General features: G+C 48.5%; 23 protein-coding genes. 13 read left to right on the forward strand and 10 right to left on the reverse strand.

Annotated features, from left to right (window positions below):
* The first annotated feature begins 35 nt into the window (after positions 1–35).
* Entirely contained in the window at positions 36–1,052 is a 1,017-nt protein-coding gene (locus tag ACYU87_RS02195) for an LLM class flavin-dependent oxidoreductase (protein ID WP_461132386.1), read from the forward strand.
* Positions 1,053–1,156: 104 nt separating this feature from the next.
* Here the strand turns inward: ACYU87_RS02195 and ACYU87_RS02200 are convergent, their stop codons facing one another.
* From ACYU87_RS02200 to leuS, 3 genes are read right to left on the reverse strand one after another with little or no spacing between them, the layout of a single operon-like run.
* The gene (locus ACYU87_RS02200; protein WP_461132387.1) at positions 1,157–1,558 is read right to left on the reverse strand and encodes a type II toxin-antitoxin system VapC family toxin; all 402 of its coding nucleotides are present in this window, start codon (positions 1,556–1,558) and stop codon (positions 1,157–1,159) included.
* Complete coding sequence (locus tag ACYU87_RS02205; RefSeq protein ID WP_461132388.1) at positions 1,558–1,785, reverse strand: hypothetical protein; 228 nt, start codon at positions 1,783–1,785, stop codon at positions 1,558–1,560. Before ACYU87_RS02205 ends, ACYU87_RS02200 begins: the two co-directional genes overlap by 1 nt.
* A gap of 47 nt (positions 1,786–1,832) precedes the next feature.
* Positions 1,833–4,700, reverse strand: a complete 2,868-nt coding sequence (gene leuS / locus ACYU87_RS02210) for a leucine--tRNA ligase (RefSeq protein WP_461132389.1) — start codon at positions 4,698–4,700, stop codon at positions 1,833–1,835.
* Positions 4,701–4,841: 141 nt separating this feature from the next.
* On the opposite strand from leuS, the gene ACYU87_RS02215 reads away from it, so the two are divergent.
* From ACYU87_RS02215 to ACYU87_RS02260, 10 genes are all read left to right on the forward strand, one after another.
* Entirely contained in the window at positions 4,842–6,665 is a 1,824-nt protein-coding gene (locus ACYU87_RS02215) for a hypothetical protein (protein WP_461132390.1), read from the forward strand.
* A 135-nt stretch (positions 6,666–6,800) separates the two neighbouring features.
* Positions 6,801–7,994, forward strand: coding sequence for a S8 family serine peptidase (locus ACYU87_RS02220; protein ID WP_461132391.1), 1,194 nt, complete (start codon positions 6,801–6,803; stop codon positions 7,992–7,994).
* A 205-nt stretch (positions 7,995–8,199) separates the two neighbouring features.
* The gene (locus ACYU87_RS02225; protein ID WP_461132392.1) at positions 8,200–9,267 is read left to right on the forward strand and encodes a sulfite exporter TauE/SafE family protein; all 1,068 of its coding nucleotides are present in this window, start codon (positions 8,200–8,202) and stop codon (positions 9,265–9,267) included.
* Between the two features lie 73 nt (positions 9,268–9,340).
* Positions 9,341–10,546, forward strand: coding sequence for a trans-sulfuration enzyme family protein (locus ACYU87_RS02230; protein ID WP_461132393.1), 1,206 nt, complete (start codon positions 9,341–9,343; stop codon positions 10,544–10,546).
* Between the two features lie 21 nt (positions 10,547–10,567).
* The gene (locus ACYU87_RS02235; protein WP_461132394.1) at positions 10,568–11,671 is read left to right on the forward strand and encodes a Gfo/Idh/MocA family protein; all 1,104 of its coding nucleotides are present in this window, start codon (positions 10,568–10,570) and stop codon (positions 11,669–11,671) included.
* Positions 11,672–11,725: 54 nt separating this feature from the next.
* Entirely contained in the window at positions 11,726–12,457 is a 732-nt protein-coding gene (locus tag ACYU87_RS02240; protein ID WP_461132395.1) for a phosphoadenylyl-sulfate reductase, read from the forward strand.
* Between the two features lie 100 nt (positions 12,458–12,557).
* Positions 12,558–13,460: a sulfate adenylyltransferase subunit CysD gene (gene cysD, locus ACYU87_RS02245; protein ID WP_461133616.1), complete on the forward strand. Its 903-nt coding sequence runs from the start codon at positions 12,558–12,560 to the stop codon at positions 13,458–13,460.
* An 84-nt stretch (positions 13,461–13,544) separates the two neighbouring features.
* Positions 13,545–13,784, forward strand: a complete 240-nt coding sequence (locus ACYU87_RS02250) for a nucleotidyltransferase family protein (RefSeq protein WP_461133617.1) — start codon at positions 13,545–13,547, stop codon at positions 13,782–13,784.
* Positions 13,768–14,028, forward strand: a complete 261-nt coding sequence (locus tag ACYU87_RS02255) for a hypothetical protein (protein WP_461132396.1) — start codon at positions 13,768–13,770, stop codon at positions 14,026–14,028. Before ACYU87_RS02250 ends, ACYU87_RS02255 begins: the two co-directional genes overlap by 17 nt.
* Positions 14,028–15,278, forward strand: a complete 1,251-nt coding sequence (locus ACYU87_RS02260) for a sulfate adenylyltransferase subunit 1 (protein ID WP_461132397.1) — start codon at positions 14,028–14,030, stop codon at positions 15,276–15,278. The genes ACYU87_RS02255 and ACYU87_RS02260 overlap by 1 nt, the downstream gene beginning before the upstream one ends.
* Before the next feature lie 155 nt (positions 15,279–15,433).
* On the opposite strand, the gene ACYU87_RS02265 is transcribed toward ACYU87_RS02260, so the two are convergent.
* Complete coding sequence (locus ACYU87_RS02265; protein ID WP_461132398.1) at positions 15,434–15,868, reverse strand: hypothetical protein; 435 nt, start codon at positions 15,866–15,868, stop codon at positions 15,434–15,436.
* 195 nt (positions 15,869–16,063) lie between these two features.
* Between ACYU87_RS02265 and ACYU87_RS02270 the strand changes: the two genes are divergently transcribed.
* Complete coding sequence (locus tag ACYU87_RS02270; protein ID WP_461132399.1) at positions 16,064–16,939, forward strand: DUF1684 domain-containing protein; 876 nt, start codon at positions 16,064–16,066, stop codon at positions 16,937–16,939.
* A 90-nt stretch (positions 16,940–17,029) separates the two neighbouring features.
* On the opposite strand, the gene ACYU87_RS02275 is transcribed toward ACYU87_RS02270, so the two are convergent.
* Positions 17,030–18,538, reverse strand: coding sequence for a glycine--tRNA ligase (locus ACYU87_RS02275; RefSeq protein ID WP_461132400.1), 1,509 nt, complete (start codon positions 18,536–18,538; stop codon positions 17,030–17,032).
* A 339-nt stretch (positions 18,539–18,877) separates the two neighbouring features.
* On the opposite strand from ACYU87_RS02275, the gene ACYU87_RS02280 reads away from it, so the two are divergent.
* Positions 18,878–20,377: a capsule assembly Wzi family protein gene (locus ACYU87_RS02280; RefSeq protein WP_461132401.1), complete on the forward strand. Its 1,500-nt coding sequence runs from the start codon at positions 18,878–18,880 to the stop codon at positions 20,375–20,377.
* Positions 20,378–20,466: 89 nt separating this feature from the next.
* Here ACYU87_RS02280 and ACYU87_RS02285 read toward each other — a convergent pair whose 3' ends face one another.
* The 5 genes from ACYU87_RS02285 to ACYU87_RS02305 form a co-directional block, all read right to left on the reverse strand.
* Positions 20,467–21,660 (reverse strand): DUF1972 domain-containing protein, encoded by a 1,194-nt coding sequence (locus ACYU87_RS02285; RefSeq protein WP_461132402.1) that lies wholly within the window; start codon positions 21,658–21,660, stop codon positions 20,467–20,469.
* A gap of 68 nt (positions 21,661–21,728) precedes the next feature.
* Positions 21,729–22,436: an acyltransferase gene (locus ACYU87_RS02290; protein WP_461132403.1), complete on the reverse strand. Its 708-nt coding sequence runs from the start codon at positions 22,434–22,436 to the stop codon at positions 21,729–21,731.
* Entirely contained in the window at positions 22,393–23,559 is a 1,167-nt protein-coding gene (locus ACYU87_RS02295; protein ID WP_461132404.1) for a glycosyltransferase family 4 protein, read from the reverse strand. The genes ACYU87_RS02290 and ACYU87_RS02295 overlap by 44 nt, the downstream gene beginning before the upstream one ends.
* Positions 23,559–24,842, reverse strand: coding sequence for a glycosyltransferase family 4 protein (locus ACYU87_RS02300; RefSeq protein WP_461132405.1), 1,284 nt, complete (start codon positions 24,840–24,842; stop codon positions 23,559–23,561). Before ACYU87_RS02300 ends, ACYU87_RS02295 begins: the two co-directional genes overlap by 1 nt.
* A complete protein-coding gene (locus ACYU87_RS02305; protein ID WP_461132406.1) occupies positions 24,839–26,059 on the reverse strand; it encodes an O-antigen ligase family protein in 1,221 nt (406 codons plus the stop codon). Before ACYU87_RS02305 ends, ACYU87_RS02300 begins: the two co-directional genes overlap by 4 nt.
* Positions 26,060–26,087 lie beyond the last annotated feature (28 nt).

Below are 26,087 nucleotides of genomic sequence, written 5' to 3' on the forward strand. Positions count from 1 at the left end.
CGCAAAAATAAGGCAACTATTTATAGCATCATCGTATGATTCCCTTTTCAATTCTGGATTTATCGCCGATCGTGGAAGGCAACACGGCTACCCAGGCGCTTCGCAATACATTAAACCTCGCCCAGCATGCCGAGCAGTTGGGCTATAACCGTTACTGGCTGGCCGAGCACCACAACATGCCGGGCATTGCCAGCGCAGCAACGTCGGTCGTTATTGGCTACGTGGCCGGGGGCACGAGCACGATTCGGGTTGGCTCCGGGGGCATTATGCTGCCCAATCACTCCCCGCTGCTCATCGCCGAACAGTTTGGCACGCTGGAGTCGCTCTATCCCGGCCGCATTGATCTGGGCCTGGGGCGGGCTCCCGGTTCCGATCAGGCCACCTCACGGGCGTTGCGTCGGGACATGAACGGCCCCGATACGTTTCCGCAGGATGTCGTTGAGCTACAGCACTATTTCCAGCCTAACGACACCAATCAGTTTATTCAGGCCATACCGGGCACGGGTCTGAATGTACCGATTTGGATACTGGGTTCCAGCCTGTTTGGCGCTCAACTGGCCGCCATGCTTGGCTTACCCTATGCCTTTGCCTCGCACTTCGCCCCAGCCGAATTGTTGAGAGCCTTGCAGATTTACCGGACGCAGTTCAAACCATCCGAGCACCTGAAGGCCCCATACGCTATGGTAGCGGCCAATGTCATTGCCGCCGATACCGATCAGGAAGCCCAACGCTTATTCACCTCCGTCCAGCAGCAGTTTCTGTACATCCGGCGCGGGAAAGCCCGCCAGATGCAGCCCCCCGTCGATAATTTAGAGGATATGTGGCCCGACTATGAACTGGCGGGCATCGACTCCGTTTTCCGTTGCTCAGCGGTTGGATCGCCCAAGACGATCCAGCGGGGACTAGCCAGCATCCTTGCACAGACCAAAGCCGATGAGTTGATTGTTTCGGCTCCCATTTTTGATCATGAAGCCCGTAAGCATTCGCTCACGCTCACGGCTCAGGCGCGTGAAGCCCTGGCCATTCAGCAGTCGGAGCCGGTTCTCGCTTAATCATTTAGGGTTGACTAGAAACGGGACCGGGTTACTTCTGTTGGAAGTAACCCGGTCCCGTTTTTGATTGATGCTGTTGGGGTGGCGTCAGTTTCTTACTTTTTCTACGCCTTTATCAACTGAATCTTAGGCGCGTAAAGGTGAAAATTCTCATCTGCGGAAATAACAGGAACGCCTTCTGCTAGTGCAGTTGCCAGCAACAATCGATCGAAAGGATCTCGATGATGATCAAACAGTGGAATTTGCTCGTACGCAGCAATGTGTTCCTGTTTGATGGGTACTAAGTGAAACCCATCTGTGTGTAACTGAGCGGTTAAGTCCTGAATAGACAAACGCAGTTCAGGTAGTCGGCCTATTTTTTGTTTAATCACAATCTCGAATAAACTTATTTCACTGACCCAGATAGGATTATTCAATAGAATACTCTGTACGGAAGCTGTAATCCTCGATGGCTTGACAATACTCCAAATGACAATTTGCGTATCAGCCAAATAAGCGTGCTTCATTACATATAGTCTTTAAGATCATCCAGAGGGGCATTAAAATCATCGGGAATATTGTATTGACCATCCAAACTTCCCAAACGCACTCCTGCTGCCGAATCAGCGACAATAATGTCAGTCACTGGCTCATCTAGAAACAAGATGACAACTTTTGTACGGCGGGTCGTCGGCGGACGTTCCGTCAAGGTTAATTGACCATTCTCGTAAATTCCGTTCACAGCTGTGTACATAAGCGTATCTGTTGTTAAAAGCCAAATCTACCGTTTCCTGTTAAACGTTAAAGCACCACGTTAACAATTCGTTTGGGTACGACGACGACTTTTTTGGGCGTTTTACCCTCCATCCATTTCTGTACGGTTTCGTCGGCCAGCACCTCCCGTTCGATATCGCTGGGCGCCCGATCGATGGCAAAACTGATCGTGGTGCGGACTTTCCCGTTGATCTGAATCGGGTAGTCGAAGGCATCCTCGACCAGGTAATTTGGGTTGAATTTAGGAAACTCGGCCTGCGAAAGTGTACCCGGTTCGTGGCCCAACGCGGCCCACAGCTCTTCGGTAATGTGAGGAGCGTAAGGCGACAGCAACAAGACTAAATCCTGCAAAATAGCCCGCTTGTGGCAGTTCAACGCAGCCAGTTCATTGACGCAGATCATGAATGAACTCACCGAGGTGTTGAACGAATACAGCTCGATGTCTTCCTCCGTCTTTTTGATTGTTTTATGCAGCACTTTCAGTTCGGCAGGCGTGGGCTGCTCGTCCGTCACAATCCATTGACCCGCCCCGGCATCCGATGCTCCGGCAGCATTATCCTTGTAGAACAACCGCCAGAATTTACGAATGAAGCGATACACGCCGTCGATGCCGTTCGTATTCCAGGGTTTGGCCTGTTCGAGCGGCCCGAGGAACATTTCGTACAAACGAAGTACATCGGCCCCGTATTTCTCCACGATCATATCTGGATTCACGACGTTGAACTTCGACTTCGACATCTTTTCAACCTCGGCCCCAACGATATAGCGTCCGTCTGGCTCGGTGATGAATTCTGCCTTGTCTGCAAGATCCGGCCGGGCCTTTTTGAATGCTTCAACGTCCAGTACATCGTTTTCGACAATATTGACATCAACGTGCAGGGGAGTAACTTCCTGACCGTTTACCTGATTCAGCGATAAGAATACGGCAGGAACGCCTTCCCTTCCCGTACCCGATACACGATACACAAAATTGCTCCGGCCCTGAATCATACCCTGGTTGATGAGCTTTTTGAACGGCTCTTCCTGGGGTACATAGCCCCGGTCTTTCAGAAATTTATTCCAGAAACGACTGTATAACAGGTGACCCGTGGCGTGTTCGGTACCACCGATGTAGAGGTCCACGTTCTGCCAGTAGTCGATGGCTTCTTTAGACGCAAACTCGGTTGTATTCTGGGGGTCCATATAGCGGTACCAGTACCAGGATGACCCCGCCCAGCCCGGCATGGTGCTTAACTCATATTCGTACTCTCCCTTGTATTTCCAGCCTTCCGCGCGGCCCAGTGGTGGTTCGCCAGTTTCGGTTGGGAGGTATTTATCTACAGCAGGCAACTCCAGCGGCAGGTCATTTTCATCAATTAGGTACGGCAAACGCCCTGACGGGCCTTCTTTAAAATAGACCGGAACGGGTTCGCCCCAGTACCGCTGTCGGCTGAATACGGCGTCGCGCATCCGGAAATTAACTTTCCCTCGACCCAGTCCGCGCGCTTCCAGCCAGGTAATCAACGTAGCCGTCGCTTCTTTGTAGGTCATGCCATTGACCATGCCGGAGTTGATATAATGGCCTTCTTTGGTGTTGTCAGCCTGCTTGTCGATGTCCTTCTGGGCGTCCAGAATCGGCACGATGGGCAAGTCGAAATGCCTGGCAAAGTTCCAGTCACGCGGATCGCCCGACGGAACGGCCATCACGGCACCCGTGCCATAACCCGCCAGCACATAGTCGGCCAGGAAGATGGGCACTTTCTCGTCGTTGAACGGATTGATGCAGTAGCTACCCGTAAATACGCCCGAAACAGCTTTCGTGTCGGCCATCCGGTCGCGCTCGGACCGGAGTTTAGCTGCATTGATGTACGCGTCTACGGCCTCCTGTTGCTCTGGCGTTGTCAGCGTGGCAACCAGCTCGTGTTCGGGGGCCAGCACCATAAACGTAACCCCATAAATCGTGTCGACGCGGGTCGTGAAAACGTCAATGTAGTGTTGGGTAGCCGGTTTTTGATTGTCAGTAAACGGCGAGCCGTCAATCGCAAACCGTACACTGGCTCCGACACTTTTCCCGATCCAGTTCCGCTGTTGCTCTTTCAGCGACTCCGTCCAGTCGATGGTATCCAGACCCGTTAACAGGCGGTCGGCGTAGGCGGTGATGCGCATCATCCATTGCCGCATCAGCTTTTGCTCTACGGGATAGCCACCCCGCTCCGACACGCCATCCTTCACCTCGTCGTTGGCCAGCACAGTCCCCAGCGCCGGACACCAGTTCACGACGGCATCGGCGAGGTAGGTCAGGCGGTAATGGAGCGAGACTGCGTACTGCTCTGTTTCGGACAGCGCATTCCATTCGTCAGCCGTGAAAGACGATACCGTATCGTCGCAAACCGCCCGAACGCCCTGGGTACCGTTGGCCGCAAACTTGGCAAACAGCGTATCGATCGGCTCGGCTTTATTGGTTTCTTTGTTGTACCACGACCGGAACAACTCCATGAAGATCCACTGCGTCCACTTGTAATACGACGGATCGGACGTACGAACTTCCCGCGACCAGTCGTAGCTGAAACCAATATTTTTCAGTTGCTCGATGTAGCGCGTCAGGTTGGCTTCGGTCGTTACGGCCGGGTGCTGACCGGTCTGAATAGCATACTGTTCGGCGGGCAATCCGAATGAGTCGAAACCCATCGGGTGCAGTACGTTATAGCCTTTCAGCCGTTTATAGCGCGAAACAATGTCCGAAGCAATGTAGCCCAGCGGGTGACCAACGTGCAGCCCTGCCCCCGACGGGTAAGGAAACATATCGAGAACATAATACTTGGGGCGGTCAGTTGTTTCGGCGGGTTTGTAGGTGTTATTCTCGTCCCAAAACCGTTGCCATTTCTGTTCGGTTTCGCGGTGATTGTAGTCAGCCATAATAGTAGCGCGACGAAAAAGTCGCCTGATTCTCTCAAATAAAGGGCGGCATGTCGACCGCCGTATGCATTTCTTTGCAAAAATAGCCGTTTACGGAGACTTTTGCCTAACGATCCCCCCGTTGAGGGCACAATCACCCAAATGAATCAAATCCGCCAGTCTGCTTCTGCCCAATTCCCCGTTAAATTCAGCCACTCATCTATCGGATCAACCTGGCTATGGGCGATTCTGCTGGGCCTTCTCACAGCCTGCCTGACCAGTTGGGTCGTCGGCGACTTCATTCACCCTCTATCCGACGGCAACGACACCGATCAATACGAATACGTCGGGTATTTTTTCAACAAAAACATCTCCCTCTGGCCTTTCCCGCAGCTTGCCCTCGTTAATACGCAAACGTTTTACCCGTACGGCACGAACCAGGTTTTTCTGGATTGGGGATTCGAGCGCGACTATTGGTACGCTTGCTGCACCCGACTGTTTCATGGGCCGGGCCCTTACCTTCAGTACTATTACGTGTACAGCCTGGTTATCACATCCGTTGGCACGTTTCTGCTGCTCGTTTCCCGATTCGGCCTTCCGAAGTCGTTCCTGGCTGGATTGGTTGTCTCGGTGTTCAATTTTTACGCGCTCTGGAAATACCCCATTCACATGAACGTATGCGTTGCGCACTGGACCGTTCTGTGCATCGTAGCCACGTACCGGCTCCTGTTGGATGTAGCGGATCGACGCCCTGTTTCACTCCCGTATGTAGTAGGCTGGATAGTACTGCACGTATTGGTTCTGGGGCAGGAATTAGCCTACGTAGCTGGGTTTGCTCTCTCCTTTACCACGCTTGCCGTTCCTGTCATAATCGGGATGCTATACCAGCAGTTTCCGGTTGCTGGTCGCTGGCCGTTACACATTCGCGCTTATCTGAACGATGAATTCAGCCAGCGCCGGGGACAGATTATTGGGCTACTGGCGCTGGTCGTGCTCAGTTTGTGGCTGTACCTACCACTAACCCTCCAGATCGCCTTTACGGCCTGGCAATTTGATTTTGGCGTTGTCCCGGAATTACGATCCTGGTCGCATCCCGCGCGCTTGTTATTGCCGCATTTACCCGGCATCGACAGTATATCCATTCCCTACCAACGGTGGTTTCGCGACACCTTCGAAAGCTACGGGCAAGGTAGTCCGGGCCTCTATTTAACGCTGGCTGCGTGCGTAGGCTGGTGGCAGATCCGGCGTAAGATAGCCCTTTGGTTAACCATCGTCCTCCTGCTGATGCTCTGTCTGCTATATCACCCGGTGCTGATTCCGACGCTGAAGCTATTCCCCTGGTTTAGCTTTAACCGACATGGCGGGCGGGCCAGTCTCATTTATCCGGTCCTGTTAACACTGCTGGCGCTACCCGTTCGGTGGCCGCAACGACCGACGGGCCAAATCTGCTGTTTGCTATTGATTGTCCTGATGGGTTTTGAATGGTATACGGGTTATGCGAAACGGCTAGCCATTCCCGTCAATGTAGCGTCGGAGAGCGTTCTGCAGTATTGCGCCGTTGTACGGCGGCAACCCGGTGCCGCCGTGCTCGACTGGCCTTTCTGCACGATTGGGGCCAATGGCGTCGGAGACAAAGAAGGACTTTGCCCCTATTATAGTGCGCAGAACGCGGTGTTCTCCTTCCGGCGTTTCTATGACAAAAGCGGTGTGGGTCAGTATTTTGGCCGCCTGCATCCCGATCAGATCAAGCCCTTTCTGCGCGACGGCTGGCCCCGGCTGCTCGCTCCGGGCCATACGTTTACCACTCAGGACTGGCAATTTCTGGATTCATTTTTGCGGAGAAATAAGTTTGCCGGTATCAACCTGTACCTCGATCTGCTTACTCCCCAGCAACGCGATCAGTTCTACCGGCATTATGGCTCTCCGATTGCCGAAACCAGGTTTCCAGCGGCTGGCCGTGTCGTTTTCATTACCCTTAAACACTAGAAACGTCGTTATTATGCGGAGTACGCAACGGACGCTTTACGTCTCGCGTATACGGATCAGGAACAGCCGGTGAACAACGCATGACGCCACTTTTTACGATTGATAATTTCTCGACTAGCTATTTCGTCCGTATTCATGTCCCGTTTTTTATCGTTTTCGACACTCACCAATGTTGCCCTGATTGGTATTGGCCTGTTCGGCTGCCAGACCGACAGTAGTGTCGAGCCGACCAGTATGGCGGCCGATTGTCTGGTCAAAGCATCATCTGTCAGTGGGACGGCCATTGCGGGAGATTACATCATTACGTATCAACCGACGCAGGCCCTTTCTTCGGTTTCCGGTGCGCGGATGGCGGCTTCAGAAGTCATGATCGGCCAACTGCTCAGCACCAATCACATAGCCAATGCGCAAGCCGACGTTTTAATGGTCGGTGATCAAACCAGCTTTCTGGCTCATCTGACCGAAAGCGAAACCCAAAAATTGCAGCAGGACCCATCCGTTATTCTGATCGAGCCGGACCGGATCATGGCCATGTGTACCTGCGTCGATGTAGCCACAACCACGACCCTGACCTGGGATGTTAAGCAAACGGGTTTTGGCCGGGGCGACCGGCAATCCGGCAAAACAGCCTGGATCATTGACACCGGCATTGACCTGGACCATCCCGATCTGAATGTTGATGGTACCCGCAGCCGGTCATTTATCAGTGGACAAACCTCCGCCGATGACCAGAATGGACACGGTACCCACGTGGCGGGCATTATCGGGGCCAGGAACAACAGCATCGGTATAACGGGTACTGCTTCGGGAGCAACGCTGGTTGCGCTCAGGGTGCTGGATAGTGAGGGGGAGGGCCGATTATCTGGCATCATTCAGGCGGTAAACTATGTTGCCCAGCACGGTAAAGCGGGCGATGTGGTTAACTTAAGTCTGGGTGGCGATGGAACATCCGCCACCCTCGACCGGGCCATAACCCAGGCCGCCAACGCGGGCATTTTATTTGCGATTGCAGCCGGGAATGATGGCAAAAACAGCGACAACTATTCACCCGCGCGCGTAAACCACGCCAACGTATTTACGGTATCGGCCATGAACAGCCAGAATACATTTGCGTCATTCTCAAACTTCGGCAGTAGTGTAGACGTCTGCGCGTATGGCGTTCGGATCACCTCAACGTATAAGGATGGCACGTACGCGACGCTTAGCGGCACGTCGATGGCCGCTCCACACGTGGCGGGGTTGCTGTTTATCCGAGGCAGTCGTTTACCGACGCACGGAACAGTTATGGGTGATACAGACGGAAAGCCCGACCCGATGGCCGGTGAGTAATACCCATTCCTTTTCGTAATGTGGGTAAGGCAAGCTCTTTGGCTTGTCCGTTTGCATCTATCCGCTTGATTTCCGTACCTTTGCCCCACAATCAATCTGACATACAGTCAGTGATGCGGATTGATCTCCGGCTTAACGAGCGGCACTTCATTGTGCCGTTTTTCATAAGTGAAATAATCTACAAACTCGATAGAATTTATACCTTATGCAACCACCGATAGTCTCCGGGACCGAACCAGCCAACGACTCGACCCTCACGGCAACTCCGGCATTGAACCTTAATGGTCTGACTATCACTATCCAGGGCGAGAATGCACCGGCGCAGGCTACTTTGTTAAAGGCGTCTTTTCCAGCGGCCAACGTACAAACCAGCGCGACCCAGCCGCTCCTTCGCCGACGAAACCGCACTGAAATTGCGATTTATGTTTTCTCGGCTATTGCCTTCATGGTCGTTGGCCATCTGCTGTTTAGCTATTTTACGCTGGACCGGCTAACCCTGATGGCGAGTTCAATTGACCTGACTCCCCGGATTTTTTACTTCATTATGGCTGGCTTTGTGGCGCAAATGATTGATGGTGCCTTGGGTATGGCCTACGGTGTAACAGCCACGACCTTCCTGACCAGTGTAGGCATCAGTCCGTTGTTTGCCACCGCCAGCGTTCACAGCTCCGAGATTTTCACCAGTGGTGTGTCGGGGTATATGCACCTTAAGTTTGGTAACGTAAACAGTCGGCTCTTTAAAATTGTCTTGATACCGGGTGTTATTGGCGCGGCACTGGGTGCCTTTCTGATTACCAAACTGGCCGATATGGAATTGGTAGCGAACTACCTAAGTCCCGCCATTTCGGTTTACACGGCCATTCTGGGTATTCTGATCTTAAAGAAAGCCCTGGCGAAACCAACGAAGAAGAAGCCCGTTCGTCAGATTGGCTTGCTGGCCTGGTTCGGTGGGTTTGTCGATGCGATTGGTGGTGGTGGCTGGGGACCGATCGTCAACTCAACCCTGATTGCGTCGGGACGACACCCCCGCTACACGATTGGCTCGGTTAACCTGGCCGAGTTCTTTGTCTCGTTTGCTTCATCGGTTGTGTTTGCCCTGTATGCGGGGCTGGACAATTACGGCATGGTCATTCTGGGCCTCATTCTGGGTGGTATGATAGCCGCACCGATTGCGGCCCGTTTAGCGCAGAAACTACCGGTCAAAACAATGATGATTCTGGTCGGAATTGTGGTAATCCTCGTAAGTTTGCGTAAGATTATTAAATTCTTTTAGGCTGTAACAGGCTCCGGCTGTTACGATTGCGGCTTTTATTGATCACACAGCCAGAGCCTGTGTGCGCCATACTATGAGAAAACAAACCAAAGCCATTCGCATTCAGGCGAAGAAATCGCAGAACCGCGAACACTCCGTACCCCTGTACTTGACCTCCAGCTTTGCTTTCGAAAGTGCCGAACAGGGAAAAGCCTTGTTTGACGAAACGGAAGAAGGCAATATTTACTCCCGTTTCTCCAATCCCAACGTCACCGAGTTTGTCGATAAGGTATGCATGCTGGAAAACGCCGAAGATGGCATTGCGACAGCAACGGGCATGGCCGCTGTGTTTGCGAGTATGGCCGGTTTATTGAAGTCGGGTGATCATCTGGTAGCTTGTCGGGCGTTGTTTGGCTCTGCGCACCAGATCATTACGCAGATTTTGAGCAAATGGGGTATCCGTTATACCTACGTAGATGCCAGCGCTTCAGAAGCGGAGTGGGAAGCGGCTCTGCAGCCTACCGATGGCAAGGCAGCCGCCCGCATGGTGTACCTGGAAACGCCCTCAAACCCCGGTCTGGAACTCGTTGACCTGGAGATGCTGGGACGCCTGAAACAGAAATACAACTTTATTTTAAACGTCGATAACTGTTTCGCCACCCCGATTTTACAGACCCCGATCGACTTTGGTGCTGATTTGTCGGTGCATTCCGCGACGAAATACATGGACGGACAGGGACGTGTGCTGGGCGGCATCGTTGTTGGGCGCGCTGATTTGATTCAGCCCATTCGTTTTTTTGCGCGCCATACGGGACCGGCTCTGTCGCCGTTCAACGCCTGGGTTTTATCCAAAAGTTTGGAGACCCTGGATCTGCGCATGGAGCGCCATTGTCGCAACGCGCTGCAACTGGCCGAAGCGCTGGAGGCCCATGCCGACGTGGAACGGGTTCTGTATCCGTTTCTGCCTTCTCATCCCCAATATGATCTGGCCAAACGGCAGATGAGTGCTGGCGGGGCCATTGTCACCATTGAACTGGAAGGCGGCTTCGACCGGGTCAATGCGTTTTTCGAAGCGTTGACGATTCCTACCCTCTCGTCCAACCTTGGCGATTCGCGTACAATTGTTACCAACCCGGATACAACGACGCACGCGAAACTGAAACCCGATGAGAAAGCAGCTTTAGGCATTACACCGGGTCTTATCCGGATTTCGGTTGGTCTGGAAGACGTTGACGATTTAATCGAAGATTTCACTCAGGCAGTAGAAAAGTCAGCCGAAGTGGTTAAGGAGAAGGTATAATCGAGCCTAAACTTATCCTTCATGGTACGCATTCCGGTCCTTTTTGCCTTGTTCCTTCTGGCGCATGTTACCCATAGCCAGACGATTAAAAAGCCACTCCGCGTCGGTATTGTTGGCATGGTGCATTCGCATGTGCATGGCATCCTGAATAAAGCGTTCAAGGGCCCGGCGCAAACCGATATTGAGGTTGTCGGCATCGCTGAACCGAACCGGGAATTAGCCGAGCGTTTGGCCAAACAGCACGGTTTCAGCATGAGTCTGGTGTATCCGACAGTAGCCGAGATGCTGGACAAAACCAAGCCAGAGGCCGTTACCGATTTCGGCCGGATTGTTGACCATAAAAAAACGGTGGCGATCTGCGCCCCGCGTGGTATTCATGTCATGGTTGAGAAACCGCTGGCAACCAGCTTCGCGGACGCCAGGCAGATGGAAGCACTCGCGAAAAAGCACAACATCCAGCTTCTGACCAACTACGAAACGACCTGGTATGGCAGCAACCATAAAGCGTTTGCGCTGGCCAGCACACAGAATTCCATTGGCGAACTTCGAAAAATCGTTGTGCACGATGGCCACGAGGGTCCTAAAGAAATTGGTGTCAATAAAGAGTTTCTGGACTGGCTGACGGACCCGGTTGCCAATGGTGCGGGGGCTTTGTTCGATTTCGGTTGTTACGGAGCCAACTTGTCTACCTGGCTGATGCACAACCAGCGTCCGGTTTCCGTACTGGCGGTGACGCAACAGATCAAACCCGACATCTACCCCAAAGTAGATGATGAGGGCACAATCATTGTCACGTATCCCAAAACGCAGACCATTATACAGGCATCCTGGAACTGGCCGTTCGCTCGCAAGGATATGGAAGTGTACGGGCAAACAGGCTACGTCGTTACCGTTGATGGTACCCGGATGCGCATCCGATTAAAAGGGGACAAAAGCGAGCATCCCCTGGAAGCTACGCAGGCCGATGCCCCTGCTGCTGACCCTTTTGCCTACTTCGCCCGGTTGCTTCATGGCGAAACTAAACCCGACGAATTAACGTCATTAGACAATAATATGATTGTCATGGAGATTTTGGATGCTGCCCGACAATCAGCCAAGACGGGTAAAGTAGTGACGCTAAACTAAACAAGCCTGTGGGTAGAACCGGGTGGTTCAACTTCATAGGTTTAGCTACTGATTATGATTGCAGAACCGACTCATACACTCGAAAGCCTGACCGAACGGCTACACGGTCTGAGCAACATTGACGCGTTGCGTACACTGGCAGAGCTGTTTCCCGGCGAAGTCGTTTTTTCGACCAGTCTGGGCTACGAAGACCAGGTTATTACCGACCTGATTCTGGCGAATGCCATTCCGATCAGGATTTTTACGCTCGATACGGGCCGGATGTTTGCAGAAACGTATTCGGTCTGGAAAAAGACCAATGATCGATACGCGACCAAACTGGAAGCGTATTTCCCGGACAGATCGGCGGAAGAATCCCTGATGACCACGAAAGGGCCCTACAGCTTCTACGATTCCGTCGAGAACCGGAAAGAGTGTTGCGGCATCCGTAAGGTAGAGCCCCTGAACCGGGCGTTGACGGGTCAGAAAATCTGGATCACCGGCATCCGCGCCGAGCAGTCGGCCAACCGCCAAAGCATGCCCCAGCTCGAATGGGATGCGGCTCATGCCCTGTTCAAATTTCACCCCCTGATGGATTGGACATTTGATGAGGTCAAGCAGTACATCAAGGATAACCATGTGCCGTATAATCCGCTTCACGACCGCGGGTTTGTCAGTATAGGCTGTCAGCCCTGCACCCGAGCCATCCAGCCGGGCGAAGATTTCCGGGCCGGTCGCTGGTGGTGGGAGGATAACTCGAAGAAAGAGTGCGGGCTACACAGCCACGAAGAAACGTTTAAACCGTAAGTTGTTGCCAGTAAAATGAATGGTTGACTCAGTCGATACGGCACCGGTAATTGGTTCGTATGCACTCATTCGCTCATTCACTAATTCACTCATTAAAAAAATGAAGGTAGATTATTTAGATCAGCTCGAATCCGAAGCCATCCACATTATGCGGGAGGTGGCAGGTCAGTTTGAGCGGCCTGCGCTCCTATTTTCGGGTGGTAAGGATTCCATTACGCTGGTTCACCTGGCGTTAAAAGCCTTTCGGCCTGGCAAGTTTCCGTTTCCACTGGTGCATATTGATACAGGCCACAATTTTCAGGAAGCCCTCGATTACCGGGATAATATGGCGGAGCGAATCGGTGAGAAACTAATTGTCCGTTATGTTGAAGATACCATCCGCGAAAAGAAACTGAAAGAACCAACCGGTCGGAATGCGACGCGGAACGGTTTGCAGACGTTCACCCTGCTGGACACCATTGAGGAGTTTCAGTTCGACGCCTGTATTGGTGGAGCCCGCCGGGATGAGGAGAAAGCACGGGCCAAAGAGCGCGTTTTTTCGGTGCGCGATGAGTTTGGCTCCTGGGATCCCAAACGCCAGCGGCCCGAATTGTGGAACCTCTACAATGGCCGGATTCATAAAGGCGAAAACGTCCGCGTTTTCCCGATTTCAAACTGGACCGAACTCGACGTCTGGAATTACATCCGGCGCGAAAAAATTCAGCTGCCCAGTATCTATTTCGCGCACGACCGCGAGCTGCTCATTCGGGATGGCAAGCTGATGGCCACCGCCGGTGGGGTCATTCAGGCTGAAGCCGACGATCAGGTGGTGACACGCCGGGTGCGTTTTCGTACCGTCGGTGATATTTCCTGCACGGCAGCTTCCGAATCAACCGCAGAAACCCTGGATGCTGTCATTGACGAAATCCAGGCCACCCGCATCTCCGAACGGGGCGAAACCCGCATGGACGACCAGCTTTCCGAAGCGGCCATGGAAGACCGCAAAAAAGGCGGGTATTTTTGATACTTCGCTCGTATTAATCAGCTCTGTCGGATTATGTCGGTAAACAACTTTCAATCCCTGCAAACTTATCTACGGGAAAAGTAGATTTTCGACCGGTTTGGCCTAACCCGAATCGGCGTATTTGGCTCCTTCGTGCGGGGCGAATTCTATCAGGACATTGATTTGCTTATTGATGATAAAATTCCCTACAAGCAGCTTATTGCGCTGCGGGATGCGTTGCAAGCAGACCTTCAGGTCCCAATTGATTTAATGCTGCAAGAGTATGCCGAACCGATTATTTTGCACCGGGCCTTAGCCGATGTTCGTTATGCAACCCAGGCCTAAAACGGATTTAGTCTATTGCCTGCGGATTCTGGAAGCAATCGGAAAGATCAATTTGTACACGGCGGGTTATATCGACAAATTCATTGTCTTCGTAACGATTACAGAACATATTCCGGCTTTCAAATCAGCGTTGGAACACCTCATCCAAACTGAATTGAAACAGGAGAAATTTAACCAAATGGAATACGATATGTCGAAACAAAGTAATTTCTATCGCCATATTGACTTCACGAATATTGACTGATGGATCTTCTCCGCTTTATAACGGCCGGTTCGGTTGACGACGGCAAAAGTACGCTCATCGGGCGGCTTCTTTACGACTCCAAGTCCATTCTGGCTGACCAGCTGGAAGCCATTGAACGCGCCAGCAAAAGCCGCGACGATGGCGAAATTGATCTGGCTCTACTGACAGATGGGCTACGCTCCGAACGCGAGCAGGGTATCACGATTGATGTGGCTTACCGCTATTTTCAGACACCCGCCCGGAAGTTCATCATTGTTGACGCCCCCGGCCATACTCAATACACCCGCAACATGGTAACCGGCGCATCGAACTGCCAGTTGGCTATCGTGCTGGTCGATGCTCGTCACGGCGTGGCGGAGCAAACCCGTCGGCACTCGCTGATTGCGTCACTTTTGGGCATTCCACACATCGTAGTCGCTGTCAATAAAATGGACCTCGTCGGGTATTCGCAGGATGTGTTCTCGGATATCTGTATCCACTACGCCGAATTGGCTCAGAAGCTGAATGTGAAGCACGTTACCTATATTCCGATGAGTGCGCTCAACGGCGATAACGTGGTTGACCGGTCAGAATCAATGCCGTGGTATGCGGGACAGACGTTGCTGGAGCATCTGGAAACGGTAGAAATCGACGACGATGCCAATCAGGAGCAGGGCCGTTTCCCGGTGCAGTATGTTATTCGGCCACAAACAGCTGAATTGCACGACTACCGGGGCTATGCCGGTAAAATTACCAGTGGTCAATTCCGCAAAGGCGATGCCATAACGGTCTTCCCATCGGGCGAAACCTCAACCATCGACGCGATTGAAATCGCCGAAACGCATCTGGACGAAGCCACAACACCGATGTCAGTTGTGTTGCACCTGGCCACCGATGTCGACATTAGCCGGGGCGACCTGATTGTTCGTACGGACGATCAGCCGCTTAGCAGTCAGACCGTTGAAGCGATGCTTTGCTGGATGGATTCCAAGGAGTTCAATGTAGGCAATAAGTACGTGTTGCAGGTTGGCACGTTCCGCACACGCTGTTCTGTTCGTGACATTGCGTATCAGCTGAATGTCAATACCTATGAGCAGATTGAGGGCGTCGAACAACTCCGGCTGAATGATCTGGCCAAGGTTGTTCTGCGCACGGCCCAACCGATCAGTTTCGACCCCTATACCAAAAACAGAGCGTCGGGTGGGGCAATCCTGATTGACGAAACCTCGAACGTGACCGTGGGCGCGCTGATGCTGGTTGGCGAAGCGTAATTTTCGCGTATACAGTGTTACCATACAAAACGGCAGTGGCTGTTCCGAAAGCTGGTCTAAGCTTTCGGAACAGCCACGCTGATTACGCACAAAAGTCATTTGGGGGAGTGTACAAAAAAGTACTGACGCCCGTCGTTGTCGCAAGGCCGCCAACGTTATTGCAACAAACTGGTTGAATAGCCCTTTATTGTGATGGTCTGACTTCGCGCAGACGGTATCGTTCTACGTTTCGTTGTATGATCAAATATCGACAGAACGTATCGCTTTTGCTTTATCAGGTCATCAATCACCAGTTCCTCCCCATACTTACCGACCAGGTATATATTAGCGCTGTCGATACGTTGAGTAAGCACTTTTTGCGGTGTCTCCCGATCTAGAATAAATTCATACTGCAGCGTTTTGCCTTGAAAAACTTTGGCTCGAATACTGCCATGGGGCTCCAACTTGATTATGACTTTTCCATTCAGGGTTTCCATTCCAGTACCACGATCGGCGCTGGAAACTTCCTGATATGGAATCAGTAATAGAAAGCTAAACAAACACAGCCGAGAAGAAAACTCGCTGTGACGACTGAGTTTAATCTTTTTCATAACCGTACGATTTAAGGAGGTAAATTTTAACCGAAAGATAAACTACACAATCGAATAAACTACAAAAATAGTTAAAAGGTTTACAAACGGTTTTCCTAAAGTTAACTCCTTAAGAATTTCAAGTATGTTTATAGTCAAGAATACCAATATAGCGACATAAATCTATTACCTTCAACCGATTAACGACGCAGTACGATGAAAAAACAAGCAATCCGGGCGCTGGTCCTGCCCTTGGTACTACTGGCCTTTACGACCGACCTCCCTTACGAAGAGGAAATCAAACAGTGGCGCCAGCAGCGGGAAGCCGACCTGAAAAAAGAAGAGGGCTGGCTCAACCTGGCGGGTCTGTTCTGGTTAAACGAAGGCGAAAATACGTTTGGCGGCAGTGAGAAAAACACCATTGTGTTCCCCGCTGATCATAGCCAGGCAACGCTGGGCAAGTTCATCCTGAAAAACGGTACAGTGTCGGTAGAGACTGCGCCGGATGCTCAGGTTTTTGCCGGTGATGCGCCCGTTCAGACGCTTCAATTGTTTCCGTACACGGGCAAACCTACCGTATTGACACACAAGTCGCTGCGGTGGTTCGTCATTCAGCGGGGCGATAAATTCGCCATTCGGTTACGTGATCTGGAGAGCCCGGCACTAACCGAGTTCAAAGGCATCACTACTTACCCGATCGACCCGGCCTGGCGCCTTAAAGCAAAGTTTGTACCGACGCCCGGCAAGAAAATCGCCATTACCGACGTGACCGGCCGGACCAGCGATCAGGACTCACCAGGCAAATTAATCTTCTCGGTAAATGGAAAAGAGCAAAGCCTGGAATCTACGGGCGACCTAACGCATTTGCACTTCGTTTTTGCGGACCAGACCAACAAACACGATACATATGGCGGGGGTCGATTTCTGGATGCACCGGGCCCGGATGCCGATGGGTACACGTACCTGGATTTCAACAAAGCGACCAACCCACCCTGCGCCTTTACGCCCTACGCCACCTGCCCCACCCCGCCCAAGGCCAACAAGCTGGTTGTAGCCATCTCCGCCGGCGAAAAACGGTATGGCGACCACTGATCTTGGTATTCCTGAAGACAGACGAACCAGTAACAAACAAGCCACCGGGAGTGCTTCCGGTGGCTTGTTTGTTACTGAAAATCATAAACTTTACATCTGCTCCAGAACCCGCTCCATGGATACTTCCTGACCAATGCGCGCTTTTAACTCACTGATTGGAACGCGGATTTGTTCTGTTGTATCGCGGTAGCGAATCGTAACGGTTTCATCTTCGAGCGTTTGGTAATCGACAGCGATACAGAACGGCGTACCAATCAGATCCTGCCGGGTATACCGCTTGCCAATGGCATCGCGCTCTTCGTAAACCACCCGAAACTCCGACCGCAGGCTCTTGACAATTTCTTCCGCTTTTTCGGGCAAACCATCTTTCCGCACTAGTGGGAATACGGCTGCTTTGACAGGTGCCAGCGCCGGATGCAGTTTCAGATAAATCCGCTCCTTTTGCTGGTCGCCTTCGCCGACGGTTTCTTTAGTGAACGCATTGCAGAATACCGCCAGAAACAGGCGATCCGCGCCAACCGATGTTTCAACGACGTATGGAATGTAATTACCGTAGGGCTTACCGGTAGCTGGATCGACCTCATTATCGAAGTACTGCTGCTTTTTACGGCTCAGTTCCTGGTGCGCTTTCAGATCGAAATCCGTGCGGGAATGAATCCCCTCCATTTCCCGAAAACCGAACGGAAACTTGTATTCAATATCGACGGCTGCGTTGGCATAGTGAGCCAGTTTTTCGTGGATATGAAATTTGAGTTTATCAGCAGGCAGGCCAACCGCCTGATGAAACTTCATCCGGGCATCGCGCCAGGTTTCGTACCACTGCATTTCGGTGCCAGGCCGCACGAAAAACTGCATCTCCATTTGTTCAAACTCCCGCATCCGGAACGTAAATTGCCGAGCCACAATCTCGTTTCGGAACGCCTTTCCGATCTGGGCAATGCCAAATGGAACCTTCATCCGACCCGTCTTCTGTACGTTCAGAAAGTTAACAAATATACCCTGTGCCGTTTCGGGGCGCAGGTATATCAAACTGGCGTCTTCGGCCAGCGAACCCACCTGCGTTGAGAACATCAGGTTGAACTGCCGAACCTCGGTCCAGTTGTCGGTACCCGATACGGGATCTTTGATACCTTCGGAGATGATCAGGTTACGAACGCCTTCGAGGTCATTGTCGCCCAGTAAGCGGCCCATTTCCTGCAACAACGCGGTGCTTTTCTCTTCGGCACCGGCGTTGGCGTAAGCCTCTGCTTTCAATTCCAGAAGCTGGTCGGCGCGGTAGCGTTTCTTGGAATCACGGTTATCGATCATCGGATCGTTGAACGAATCCACGTGCCCCGAGGCTTTCCACGTCAGCGGGTGCATGAAGATCGACGCATCAATCCCGACAACGTTATCGTGAAGCTGCGTCATGGCCTTCCACCACAGCGTTTTAAGGTTATTTTTCAATTCGACGCCATTCTGACCGTAGTCATACACGGCTTGCAGCCCGTCGTAAATTTCGGACGAGGGAAACACGAAGCCATATTCTTTGGCGTGGGCGATAATGTCTTGCAGCGATGTGGCGGGTGAGCCGGCGGCTGGCGTTTGTGAAGTATTCATACGTAGGCGCAAAAATACGTTTTTATGCGCAAGTGCGCACTTGCCTTCCGCTAATTGGTGGCGTATCAGCTTGAATTCAACCCAGGAGGCAATGTCTACTGCTTTAATCCGACGAAGCTTGGCTAGTACTGAGTGGAATACCCTGTGTACCAATAAATAAAATACGTAACTATTTTCATACATATTTACTAGTTCTATAAACTATTGCTACAACATTTTCAATAAAACAGATATTTTTGTTTGGTTGGCCTGCGGTGTGAAAGGGTGGCTTGTCCAGCTGACGCGGAATGCGCTATGAATTTCTCGCAGACGCCCTGAAGGGTTGATAAACTGAACGTTATGGTCAATTCTATACGCTTTTTTACTTTTTTTGTCAGCCTTGCCTGTGCAGTCGATCTGTTTGGCCAGGCCCTGCCAGATACCCTGACCACCCGGCAGCAATTCATGACTGAGGTCGGTGGGTTCGGTGCATCAGCACCCCAAACTCCCTTCTGGTTTCGCTCCCGCCAGTACGGCACAATTCCGTTAAACGGACCGGCTGGTCTGGTGCGAGCGGGCTTCGCGCAGCAGTTCGGCGACTTTAAAAACCCGCACAACGTTCACGTGAAAGTAGCCGTTGAAGGTGTATTTTCTGGTGGGGCAACTTCACGGGTTATTTTGCCGGTAGCGTATGCCAGTCTATTGTTTAAAAACTTCGAACTCTACGCCGGTCGGCGACGGGAAATATTCGGTTTGGTCGATACATTGCTGTCTTCCGGTTCCTACGCCTGGTCGGGCAATGCGCTTCCTCTTTACAAAATACAGCTTGGCACCCGTGGCTTCGTACCCATAGGCTTCACAAAAGGTGTCCTGGCGATCAATGCCCTGTTTGCACACGGCTGGTTTTCCAATACCGATTCTGTCCAGCATTCATTTCTTCATCAGAAGGCTCTGTTTGCCCGACTTTCTCTGGCAAAGGGCCGGGTAAACCTGTATGGCGGATTAACGCATCTAGTGCAGTGGGGTGGTCGTTCGGAAGCCATTGGGTATCTGGCTCCTCATGGTCAAATTCCCAGTTCCTTTACCGATTATTTAAATGTTGTTTTTGTTAGGAAACCGCCTGCCGATACAACTCAGTACAGCCAATTTGATTCCGATAATCAGGTGGGGAATCATTTGGGTTCGATTGATTTTGCCCTGGAAATTAATGCCAGTCAATCGAACTGGTATCTGTATTACCAGCACCCCTACGAGGATAAATCCGGCGTGGCTTTTCAAAATATGCCCGATGGTTTATATGGTATTCGCTGGAAAAATCAACGCAGTAAGCAAGGGTTTCAGCTTAAGCAGGTAACGCTTGAGTTTTTGACGACACTGGACCAAAGCGGATTTACAAAAGAGATCGGTGATCGCCTGTACAATGGTGCAGATGATTATTTTAATAACGGCCAGTTCGTTGACGGCTGGACCCATAAACAACGTGTGATAGGAACACCTTTCATCACGCGCTGGCTGGATTCCCGGGCGGATCTACGCGATCTTAAAGGGGGCAATCCCTGGGATGGACGCTACATGATTAGCAATAACCGAGTACAGGTGGGTCACTTGGGTTTGCGGGGACAATGGCCCTCGGGCGTACAACTATGGACTTTATTATCCTTTAGCAAAAACTTTGGCCGCCCCATTTCCAGTGATCCCAGAATGCCACTATCGCAATTTTCCGGACTAGCTAAGCTGTATGTACCCATGCAATGGCTTAAGGGATCTCAGCTATGCCTAGCTATAGCCAGCGATCAGGGAAAATGGTTACCCGAAAACATAGGCGGATGGGTCAGTCTTAAAAAGGTAATCCAGCGGTAACCAGAAGCCGTAACTCCGTTGCGCGCAAAAAATCAATACGGCGGCAAACCGTACGATAACCGGACATGTATACGCATACCCCAGGTTTACTATTTACTCTTCAATCGATCCGGAACCTGTGACGTCTTGACCAGTATTTGGCTACTGATTGTTGTGGAAAGCGTTTCTTTCGGCAACCGATTTAGCACATTCTGTTTCTGCAGAACGCTGGTAAACAATTCTTCGTACTGTTTCAGTACAAGCGGCCAGTGGTAAATAGTATGAATTTTGCGTCGGTTGGCCTCCAGAATTTCCGGATAATCATCCTTTAACAGTGTGTCAGCCGCTTCGGTAATATCGGATTCCTTGGTAAAGTAAAACGCATCTGTCCCTAAGATAGCCTTGTTAAAAATGTTATCGTAAGCGCAAATTAAGGCGCTGGAACCCATTGCTTCCAGAAGCGATGGATTTGTTCCGCCTACCGTATGACCATGAAAATATATATTTGAAAAATAGCGCAAATTATTCAACACCTGTATATCGAATATAGCGCCGACGAAACGTATATGATCATATTCTTTGTACTTTTCAACCAAGTAACGACCGTATTTTGTGTTATGAGCACCCACAACGATAAAGGGTAATTTGGCTTTAGCTTTTGTAATTCCGGATAAAATAACATCAATACTATTATCCGTTTGGAGCCGGGCCACCAGCATATTGTACTTGTGGGGAATCAACGAAAAGGAATCGAGCACGTGGGGATCGGGTTGCTCAAAAACGTACGAACCATAAGGTATATACGTCGACAGCTTTCCGTGTAGCTCATTGATATGACTTTTGATTCCTACCGAATCAGCAATGAGGTAATCGCTGGTTTGAACAGCAAAGCGTTCAGCATGGCGCAAAAACCAGCGGACCAGCCGAGGGTATTTACTCCGCTTCCATTCTACACCATCCATGTTGGTAACGACCACCGGTTTTCGGGGCAAAAGAAAGCCCCAAACTGAGTTTGTTGTATAACCCAACTGAACAATTATATCAAAATTACGATGGTGGGTGTCTAGTATACAATTGAAATCATAGACGAATTGGCCCGCCAGTCCCAAATGAATCTCAGGATCGTAACAATGTACAATATCAACACCCTGATAATTGCTTTCCTGATAAGAGTGATAATGAGAATTATACACAGTAACCTGATGGCCTTTTTTTACCAAATCGACCGCTAAATATTCAGCAAACTGTTCGAATCCACCGTAATTATTTGGGATACCACGCGTACCAATAATGGCAATTTTCATACTACGTATTAAATAGATTGTGAAGTATAAGTCAGTCTATTAGCTACCTAGATAGCTAACCGCAATAGCTACGTTTGTTCTGCGTGGGTTCTTGTTTTAATTAACCGCGCCGGCACACCGGCAACAATAGAGTTGTCAGGAAAAGATTTAGTAACCACCGTACCGGCGGCAATCACACAACCTGATCCTAACGTCACCCCATCCAGAACAGTCACATTCGATCCAAGCCAGCAATTATCCATAATTCGAACGCCTAACCTGGTAACTCCCTGCTTTTTTATGAGCGTCGTTAAATCAGTGAATTTGTGATTTTCAGAAAATATTTTCACACCCGGACCAACAATTACATTATCCCCAATGTCAATTCCACCTTGTCCACTTAAGTAAGCATTAGAATTTATACCAGTCCCGTGGCCAATTTTTATACCTTTCCCGATATTGGATACGACACCGGTACAAATCAGAATTGAGTTCCTACCTATCGACACATTATCACCAATGCGAATACCATCCAGTGAAAGTGCGTTCATAAAGCTATTGTCCTCGATTATGAAATTTCGACCAACACTAGTTTTTCGGATATGAACAATTTTTACCGACTTTCCAATAAACAATAAACCTGCCGTCTCCCTAAAAAAAGGTTTATGGATAAAACCGCGTGCAGCCTGCCAGAATCTATCCCGGATAATAATTAACGACTCAACCGTCGATAAAGAATTAAGTAAATTATAATCAGGATCTCGCTTGATGAATCGAATTAGTTTTCCCAAGTCCATACGTGAGCATTAGGGTTAATAGTTGATCAACAGCACTTTCCCAAGTGAAAGAAGCACTATGCTCGATAGCCTTGTCCTTCATCGTTTTATAGAGTATTTCATTGGTAAGAAGCTTATCAATACTATCTGCCAAATCCTGGCTGTTATCTGGATTTATATAAAGGGCAGCATTACCACATACTTCGGGCAAAGCCGTGCGATTCGAAACAATCACAGGAACTCCGCATTTCATAGCTTCCAGAGGAGGAAGCCCAAAGCCTTCAGCAAAAGAAGGAAAGCAGAAAATAAAAGCACAAGCGTACAATTTATACAGGTCACAATCCGGAACGAATCCCAGAAAAACAATACGATCCTCTAGTTTATGATCAATAATCAATTCATAAATACGTCTATCATCTGTTTTTTTACCACCAACAATCAGTAATTTAACCGACTTATCTTTCATCAAATAAAGGCTATCTATCAAATTTAAAATATTCTTTCTAACATTTACCCGGCCAACATATAATATGAATTTTTCAGGAAGCTTATATTTATCGTACACGCTCAATATATCTGAAGAATTATAACTGGTTAACTGCTTAAAATTTTCACTGATGCCATGATGAATTACAGCTATTTTTTTTTCATCAGATAAATTATGCCGAACAAATCTACTCTTTTCTGTATTTGAAATAGTAACGATAGCATCTGCCCATTTAGCTAACCAGATCATTGATTTAAAATAGATACGCTCTTTAATCGAATAATATTCTGGAAAGTCAACGAAAAGAATATCGTGTATATAAACTATTTTTTTATAGCTACCAGAAAACAGTGTTGTATAGTTTTGAAACAATACAACATTTACTTTATAATACAAAGCGTAAAAATGAATTAAGAATACGTTTGATAGTAAAGTGATGAGTTTAGGCACAAAAACTAAATGTACATTCGGAAATGCACCCCATATATCTGTAGCATCTCCCTTATACTTATTCTGAATAAACAAGTAAAGTTCATACTCATTTCCCTGTAATAATAGATGATCAACAATATTTCTCAGAACCATTCGACCACTTGGCGGTCCTTCAAAATACCATTTAGCATCTAAAGCCAATTTCACTTTATGTAACGTATTCATCAAATAGACTTTTTACTACTTTCACTAGTTGACCAATTAATTTCTGCTTCTGTATACAATTGATCTAAAAAACTTAATCTATTCGACCAACTATGTTTTTTACTACACGCAATTGTACTTCTCGAAAGCTGATGTAAAACAGTTGGATTGTCTAGTAAATAGCTGATTTTCGAAACTATTGTTTCCAGCATTATATGCTGCTTATCAACTGGTATTTTTATAGAACAATCTTCACATAAAACATCCCGCATACCTGAGTGATTTAGCGTTAACGTAGGGACACCGTAACTCAGTGCTTCAAACATTACAGACGGATTTCCCTCCGTAATACTACATATCACGTGCAAATGAGCATTTGCCATAATTCGCAAAGCTTCTTTCCGCTCTACAAATCCGTACCACTCAATTTGAGCGTTAATTTTTAACGAAACAGCTAGTTCTTTAAGCGAGGAAGCTAAAGGTCCTTCTCCTACTACGTGTAATTTCCATTTTTTTCTTTCCACGAAAGATAAGGCACGCAACAATAGTTGCAGGTTTTTCCGCTCGATAAGTGTGCCACACCATACAATTTCAAAACAATCATCCAGTGTTGAAAATCTATCATTGCTTAGTTCATCAACTGGCATCGGTCCCTGTTCTGACAACAGATAGCTGAATGCGCTGTAATACTTATTTATATTTCGCTGATCGTCGCTGGTAGCTGCGATTAAAACATTAGCTCTATTAATCGCTTGACGTACTCGTGAAGAGTAAGTTAACTGATACCAATTTATTATATTTTTGCTCCTAAACAGAAGGTTACTTTTAATCGATTTTCCCTTTAATAATTGATTGTCAATTTTCACCGTACCACCAATGGGTCCCCAAACAAAAGGCTTGTTTAGCTTCCAAAGAAAACCAGGTTCTCTAAAACCAATGGGACCCAGCTGATGAATAATTTCTATGTCATTTTCGAAAACTATTCTCTTTGCGACCTTATAGGCCGTTTTTTGCCACAAATAATAGGCCAAATAAAACAACCAGCTCAGACCAATTTTATTAAACTTATTTATCAATAAAGCTGATGTGGTAGCTTTTATTTCTATGAATTCAATATTGGGAATTGTATTATCTTTTAAATAGTTTTTTAAACTGTATGTATCACCCATATGTTCATCAGAAATTCCGTATAACACCCACAGTTTGTAATTTTTAGATAAATTAAGTATTGTGTTCCAGGCGGCACCATATTCTGATCCCTTATAAGGAGAAATCGCGTAGGCAGATAGTAGAATTTTTTTCATCCTTCCACCGTAGCTAATTTCTTTGTACTTTGACAAACAGTATACTTAAGTCTGGCTAGGAGATTACGTTCAACAGCTTGACCGAACGAAGTATAGTAACCTATAAAAATTGAAAAGATCACCATGTTAACGTTATATAAAGATGCAATTGAATAATTTGTAACAAGCAGTCCAAGAATACACCCAGCAACAATCAGAAATATATTCTTTGCGAATAGGTGATGGATTGTATAGAACCGCCAGCTATCTTTAAGTAGTAAAAAGTAGAAAAACAAGGTCATCAACAAGCCAAAAGCTCCCATTTTCACCAGCGTATAAACGTAGCCATTGTGAAGGATAGGAATTTTTTTGAAGTCACTTCCTCCAAGATCTATGAATAAGCCAAGATCTATTGTCTGCCCTAACCCTCTACCAATCAGCAGGTTGTAGAATTGACCATTATAATAAGTTGCCATGCCTTTATACGATTCAAATCCACGATAGCTCATGTTTACATCTTCATCGGATTTATAATCTTTAATATCGATTTCTCGAAATGAATGCATAAACTTATTTACAAATGTGTTATCAGATTTCACTAGCAGACTTTCTGATTGCATAGACACAAATGAGGCTAGCAAACAAAATAATATTACAAAAAGAAAAGACCCTTTTTTATCGCTCAGTTTTCTTATATATAAAACAACTAATACACAAAAAAGAAAAACCCAATAAGTTCTAGACGCTGCCATATAAATACCTAGCAGGTTTATAAACAGGAAAACTATTGTATAGCTCCGTTTGAATATTTTCGTTGGCGTTGAGTTACAATATAGAAGTACTAATGATCCTAATATAGGCGCGGGGGACCCTTCCGCTCTTCCAACTACTCGTGCTGAGTATGGATCGAAAAAGGCACCAACACCTACTTTAGAAATAGAAATCAATATTGACATGATTGATGTAGCAAAGCCAACAATTACTATTATTTTCAAAAAATTTACAGAAGAAATTTTTGCACTTAACGCAACTCCTAACGCAATGAATAAAACAGGCATTAAAAAATAATAACAGTCTTTAACGGATAAGTAAGCATCGTTATTAATACCAACAAAAGATGAAACCAAAACAGGAAATCCTAGCAGTAAAAATCGATTCGTTTTTATTTTTTTTAGTGATATTACCGGATTTAATAAAACAATAAAAATCATACATATTCCAAGCACTAAGTTTTGCATGCTAAAATATGCACTTATGACTATCAAA

Source organism: Spirosoma lituiforme, from assembly GCF_054776635.1.

Coding starts and splice junctions, on each gene's coding strand:
- ACYU87_RS02195 (WP_461132386.1), top strand. CDS start 36: ATGATTCCCTTTTCAATTCTGGATTTATCGCCGATCGTGGAAGGCAAC.
- ACYU87_RS02200 (WP_461132387.1), bottom strand. CDS start 1,558: ATGAAGCACGCTTATTTGGCTGATACGCAAATTGTCATTTGGAGTATT.
- ACYU87_RS02205 (WP_461132388.1), bottom strand. CDS start 1,785: ATGTACACAGCTGTGAACGGAATTTACGAGAATGGTCAATTAACCTTG.
- leuS (WP_461132389.1), bottom strand. CDS start 4,700: ATGGCTGACTACAATCACCGCGAAACCGAACAGAAATGGCAACGGTTT.
- ACYU87_RS02215 (WP_461132390.1), top strand. CDS start 4,842: ATGAATCAAATCCGCCAGTCTGCTTCTGCCCAATTCCCCGTTAAATTC.
- ACYU87_RS02220 (WP_461132391.1), top strand. CDS start 6,801: ATGTCCCGTTTTTTATCGTTTTCGACACTCACCAATGTTGCCCTGATT.
- ACYU87_RS02225 (WP_461132392.1), top strand. CDS start 8,200: ATGCAACCACCGATAGTCTCCGGGACCGAACCAGCCAACGACTCGACC.
- ACYU87_RS02230 (WP_461132393.1), top strand. CDS start 9,341: ATGAGAAAACAAACCAAAGCCATTCGCATTCAGGCGAAGAAATCGCAG.
- ACYU87_RS02235 (WP_461132394.1), top strand. CDS start 10,568: ATGGTACGCATTCCGGTCCTTTTTGCCTTGTTCCTTCTGGCGCATGTT.
- ACYU87_RS02240 (WP_461132395.1), top strand. CDS start 11,726: ATGATTGCAGAACCGACTCATACACTCGAAAGCCTGACCGAACGGCTA.
- cysD (WP_461133616.1), top strand. CDS start 12,558: ATGAAGGTAGATTATTTAGATCAGCTCGAATCCGAAGCCATCCACATT.
- ACYU87_RS02255 (WP_461132396.1), top strand. CDS start 13,768: ATGCAACCCAGGCCTAAAACGGATTTAGTCTATTGCCTGCGGATTCTG.
- ACYU87_RS02260 (WP_461132397.1), top strand. CDS start 14,028: ATGGATCTTCTCCGCTTTATAACGGCCGGTTCGGTTGACGACGGCAAA.
- ACYU87_RS02265 (WP_461132398.1), bottom strand. CDS start 15,868: ATGAAAAAGATTAAACTCAGTCGTCACAGCGAGTTTTCTTCTCGGCTG.
- ACYU87_RS02270 (WP_461132399.1), top strand. CDS start 16,064: ATGAAAAAACAAGCAATCCGGGCGCTGGTCCTGCCCTTGGTACTACTG.
- ACYU87_RS02275 (WP_461132400.1), bottom strand. CDS start 18,538: ATGAATACTTCACAAACGCCAGCCGCCGGCTCACCCGCCACATCGCTG.
- ACYU87_RS02280 (WP_461132401.1), top strand. CDS start 18,878: ATGGTCAATTCTATACGCTTTTTTACTTTTTTTGTCAGCCTTGCCTGT.
- ACYU87_RS02285 (WP_461132402.1), bottom strand. CDS start 21,660: ATGAAAATTGCCATTATTGGTACGCGTGGTATCCCAAATAATTACGGT.
- ACYU87_RS02290 (WP_461132403.1), bottom strand. CDS start 22,436: ATGGACTTGGGAAAACTAATTCGATTCATCAAGCGAGATCCTGATTAT.
- ACYU87_RS02295 (WP_461132404.1), bottom strand. CDS start 23,559: ATGAATACGTTACATAAAGTGAAATTGGCTTTAGATGCTAAATGGTAT.
- ACYU87_RS02300 (WP_461132405.1), bottom strand. CDS start 24,842: ATGAAAAAAATTCTACTATCTGCCTACGCGATTTCTCCTTATAAGGGA.
- ACYU87_RS02305 (WP_461132406.1), bottom strand. CDS start 26,059: ATGCAAAACTTAGTGCTTGGAATATGTATGATTTTTATTGTTTTATTA.